Annotated in this window: 2 protein-coding genes; both read right to left on the reverse strand. The window is 50.4% G+C overall.

What is annotated here, in order from left to right; genetic code table 11:
- Nucleotides 1–921: 921 nt before the first annotated feature.
- Nucleotides 922–2,592 carry a hypothetical protein gene (locus X919_RS0108770; protein ID WP_028899787.1) on the reverse strand — a complete coding sequence of 557 codons (1,671 nt, stop codon included), beginning with the start codon at nt 2,590–2,592 and terminating at the stop codon, nt 922–924.
- 22 nt (nt 2,593–2,614) lie between these two features.
- Nucleotides 2,615–5,433: hypothetical protein (locus tag X919_RS16895; RefSeq protein ID WP_036917717.1), on the reverse strand; the 2,819-nt coding region annotated here is incomplete at its 5' end.

The following is a 5,433-nucleotide window of genomic DNA, read 5'->3' on the forward strand; positions in this document are numbered from 1 at the left end:
AATTAAAGTTATGAGCAGAGCCTTTGCTAACAAGCCTTTCCATATTTGAATGATTGTCCATAACATTGCCCATCTGCTACCAACCTATCGGCCCTCGCGCGATGGCATTTTTTCCAATGCCCATCCACCAATGCTATGCGACATGACCTTTGCACAACTACTATCATCAACCAATGCCATGCATCACGACCTTTGCGCGGTGACACATGTGCTTACGCATTCCCAATTATGTGGTGTGCCCTACCGCAACGCGGTTTTACTTTCGATAGCCCAGGATTGCCGACGATAGGAGGCTACCCCAGGTAACGACGCAAGCAAAAAGGCTACCCCCTTGGGGGTTGTACTTTCTTTTTTCATGCCTCGCCCATTCGCACGCAATAAATGGATTTGTTCGCGAATGATATTCCTTTTGCACAAATGAATTTAAAGAAAGTACAATGCCGATGGCATAGATTTTCTCCCTCCGCCTTTCCCCAGGATAGGCTCCTATCGTTGCCAACCCTGGGCTATCAAAAGTACAAGCCCTACAGGCTTGGTTCTCCCCACAACCATTCGCCCACACGCTAACAATACTCCACCACAATAACAATCTCCCCCACACACAACAATCGGGGGCGGAAATGCATCGCGCACTCCCGCCCCCTCAACTCTAAATGAATTTCGTTTCAGAATCATCTACAGAACATAGGAAAATCCCTCGCAGACCCTCTGAATGGGCGTCAAATTTTGAAAACAACCCTCGCAGACCCTCTGAATGGGCGTCAAATTTTGAAAACAACCCTTGCAGACCCTCCGATTGGGCGTCAAATTTTGAAAACAACCCTTGCAGACCCTCCGATTGGGCATCAAATTTTGAAAACAACCCTTGCAGACCCTCCGATGGGGCATTTCGACCATATTCCTACAAAAACCATGCAGCATTTAGAAATGAACGAAGGGAACAACTCCATGACTGTTAAACGTATCAGAACTAACACCAACAAAACCATCATTTACCAAAACATAAAGACTTTGCTGAAAATCATTGTATTGAGTACTACTTTCCCAATAACCAGACCCCCAATCAGTATCAATATCTCCTCCAGCCAAAGCAAACACCTTTTTCATTTTCTGTCGATCCCAATTAGCATAAGTATCATACAGAGAAGTCTGAACTGCAATATCCACTCCCGCAAATTCTTTAATGGCCATTCGCCATTCGCCTAAGGCAGGCAAATACCATTTCCCAATGTTGCTTGTGGCGACACCTGGATTATAGTTTCCCGCATAATAGAATGGTTCATATCGATACCCAGATGGGGTGGACAGCCCAGCGGGGTTAGGTGCTGTGGCCTTCACTTCGTTATCAACAGTGGTTGCTGCGTCCCAGGTGTAATTATAACCATTCATATCATTCATTGCATCTGCAACACTCAACGACTGTTTATTGAAAGCACCATCTGGAGTCATCGCGAAATCAAATGCCCTATGCAGTGCAATGGCCGTTCCTTCCTCGGTGTTTGTCTTCTCTTTCACCACAGCTGCAATCGGTGTGCGCGTGCCCTTCTCGGCCAATGCGCCGCAGCTGCCATCTTGGAACAGATAGAGGGCGGGGGTTGGTTTGAGCTTGAGGTTGATGGTGTAGGTGCCGTTGTCCTTGAGCACAGTGTTGTGGTCGAAGCGACAATAAACGGTTTTGCTCACCGTCTTGCCATAGATGGTGCCTGAGATCTTTAAATTTATTCCACTCCAAGGATTTTCATCCCAGCTAAGATATTTGTAGTCGCTCAAAAACTCGTTGGCTAATGGATAGGTGACCGATGCCTGTGTGCGCGTTGAAGGCATGGTGTAGGTGTCGGAGACAAGACCCATCATTGCAGTGCCAGGGCCTTGAAATCCGGTTGGAATTGTGAGGTAATGATAATGATTACTGGTTGACCCAAAATCCATCACTAACTGTACATTGGTGAGCTGATTAGTGTAGCCGGTTATTCGAAAACGAACACGTGCCTCGCGGTGATACATCAGGAAAACAATCTGCTGGTCGTCGCCCGAAAGGGTGATCGGGGCTGTTGCGCCAATCATTTCTTTCTTGATGTTGATATTCGGAGTGATTATACTTCCGGTTCCATAAGTCGGATCTAAGCTGACGCCGTCCGTGCAGCAAACAAACCTGTAGGTGCCGGCCTCCAACTCTAAGCGTGAGCCGGCATCGGGGGTGAAAACGCCACCCACCACGTTGCCCGATAGCTTCTTGCCGACGAGCATTTGGTTGGTGTTGGCATCGTAGGCGTAGATGTTGTAGTGCCCGTCGCTCACCACGGTGGCGCGCGTCTTGGGGGCTGGGGTGCCTTGACTGATGGAGACTTCGGCTTCGAGGCCGTCGCCCAAATCAACCGTGCCCGCGGGGATGGCTTGTGCCACTCCACCTGCACGCGTCTGAGCGGTTGTTTCGACATCGAATGGCTCTTCGTTGATAACTATTTTCAGCTTGTCGCCTCCCACTTCGATGAGTTGCTTGCTGGTGGTGATGTTGTCTTCGCTGGTGCATGCCGTCAGCACAGCCAACAGCAACAGGGCGAAGAGGCCTTTGTTTTGTTTTATGTTCATCATTGTTCTTTCTGCTTTTGTGTTGTTAAATATCAATATTGCCGGCATCAATGTCTTCGTTGTTGCTCCAGTCTTCCTCGGTTGAGCCCGGCGTCTTTGGCGTCACCCTCGTTTTGGGTTCGGCCACAGGGCGGATGGAGACCCCGCCCGACGTACCGTAGCTGACCTGCGTGTACACGTACCTCTCCCGATAGAAGTTCAGGCAGCAACCGCCGCCCACGTCGTTCAGGTGTGCCGCCCAATAGTTGTTGCCGTACACGTAGCTCAATGAACCGTCGCGGTAGTCGCGAGAAGCCGAAGCAGGGAAAAATACGGTGGCATCAGGAGAAGATCTCTTGTTGTTGAAGTTCCACCCGTTGTCCCAAGCACCGCTGACATTCACCATACCTTCGTACTGAACAGTCGCCGTGAAGCCGGTGAAAGCATTGGAGGCAGGCATGTGGAAACCTGCGGGGCAGGGATCGTAGATGGTCTTGACCACGGCATTGTCGTTATAACTGGTAGTGGTGTTGTCCATCGACCAGAGGTTGTTGTACAGATCGTAGCCGCCGTACCAACTTGTGCCATAATTGTAGAAAGTCTCGGGATGCTGGATGCCGTTCATAACGGACATGTTATCACCGCCGTTCTTGTTGAAAGAGCCTTCGGCCGTGGCATCGGTGCCGGGGAAGGCATCCTTGCGACCGAACTGGTAGAGGGTGTTATAGCCTTGCCGCGCCTTACCCGGATTCTGCGTAATAGTGATGTAGGCAGACTGTTTCACGCCGCCATTGGCAACGGTCTGCTCCACCGTCACCCTGACCTTGCGGGGCGAGGTGTAGCTGGTACCACTCAAAGCGGTGTATTTCCAGCCAAGGTTCTCCTGTGTGAACTTGTATTTATAGCCTTGAAAGTTTGTGCAAGTGACGGTGTTGAGCGCATCGTCATGAGCAAACCACAGATGCCACGACCAAACGACTGTGCCGCCCTTCATCACAGCGATGACGGCATTGCCGTTCTTGATTTTATCGGCGGGAACTTCGAACTGCACGAAAGCATTATTGTTGGCATCGCGCACAATCTTGGTTGCGCCAAACTTCACCAATCCGGCTTCATCTGCCCAAACCACCTTGGCATTGTCCACCCCATGGTTGGCTCCACTGTTGGTCTTCTCTATCCAAGGGTTGTTGATGTCCTGACCGGCGTGGTCCTTGAAATGCTGAAGCACATGAGCGCCGGAAACGGAGGTCTGATAAGCATGACTGTTGGTTGTACCGTTCTTGATGGCATTGCCATAGACCAGCGGGATGCAATAGTGTCCCGGGGCAGAAATGAGATAACAATTCGCGGTCTCTTCAATATCATCGCGAGCACCATTTCCACCCGGGTTTGCAAGGTTATAAGGGTTACTTACAGTGCCTTTGGGCGTAGCTTCCTTGAGCACTTGGTTGTAAGCGGCAAGTTTATCCATAACAGTAGGGTTCACTGCGGTGTTGCCTACTTCTGCTGCTGTGCTACCATTACCCTGGTCGGCAATATTGCCTAACCAAGCGGGTTTTGCTGCGCGCGTCACCCAGTTATTGGTGGTATAATCCCACTCCTCGTATTTGGTGACCTTCCAGGCTACGGGCTGTTTCGTGCCATCGGGTGCCTGACGATAGCTCGTCACTTCAAAAGCAGCCTCGTTATTGGTTTCGTTACCTCGATAATCAAATGTCTTGTTCTCTTTTGCCAACGTGAAGATATAACCCCAGCTCGAATTCTTCTGCGAAAGCTTATATTCGCGTGTGGTGTTGGCCTTCCATTCGCCTGTGAGTGGAAATGAAACATGCTTGGTAGAGCCACCTTCCTCGTAATAGATTGTAACCTTAGCATGATTGGTTTCCGTCTTAGCGGGCAAAATTTGCGGAATCATCAAGAATGTATAAGCATCGCGTCCTGCACGATTGTTGGGATTTGTCGCAGGATTGAGTGCTCCGGCCAACATCGTGTTGGGCATCTCTGCAGCATTCATGTTGATCCCATCGAGCGTTACGGTGGTTGTGGCATTGTCAACCGACGTCCATGTTCCCATTGCATTCAACGCATTGGGCAATTCGTAACGACCTTTGTATTTCACACCCGATACTTCAATCTTCTCAATGGTGACAGGTGAGAGGTTGCTACCAATGGAGAACTTCACAGCCGCTAAGGCATGCGTGAACTTGAGGTTGCTCGTGGGATCGTTGCCATGCTCATAGTGCACCTCACCCGAGCAGGCTGTCATCAAGTCTACTTGGTCAACCACATTGCTCTTTACCTCAAAGTCCACATAAGGCACCTGCGCATAATTGCTCGGTGAGAGCGTGATGCCATTGGCTGCCGTAGCCTCAGGAGACACAGCATAGAAGCGACCATAAACATTCACTGGCCAGTCCCAATCGTAACGACTTTGCAACGTGCCATCGGGATTGGTCTTCTCACCATGAAACCACAACAATGCTGTGCTCGGATTAGCTGCAGCCGTAGGACTTGCCGCACGATAGCCAATCGAGGAGAAGGTGCCAAGTGTGCTGGCGGTGAGAATCGTTCCACGCGTCTTCGCATCTACTTTCACAGGGTTAAGGCCCTCTACGGTCGACTCAATCAAGCAAAAGTCGTGGGGATTGCTGCCTGTGGCTTCAATCTTGCGCGGAGCAAGATAGCTTGCTGGAATGGACTGCATACTCAAACCGCGCGTTTGCCCTGTGCCGTTTTGTGCCAAGGCATCCATCTGCATATCGCTCACATTGAATGCTAAGGCGGTACCTGTGTGCTTGTTGGACTTGTCGGTTGCTAAATCATCGTCGGCACAAGCGGCTGCCAAAAGAGCAGCAGCACCAACGG

The sequence above is a fragment of the Prevotella sp. HJM029 genome, assembly GCF_000599605.1.
Taxonomy (GTDB): Bacteria; Bacteroidota; Bacteroidia; order Bacteroidales; family Bacteroidaceae; genus Prevotella.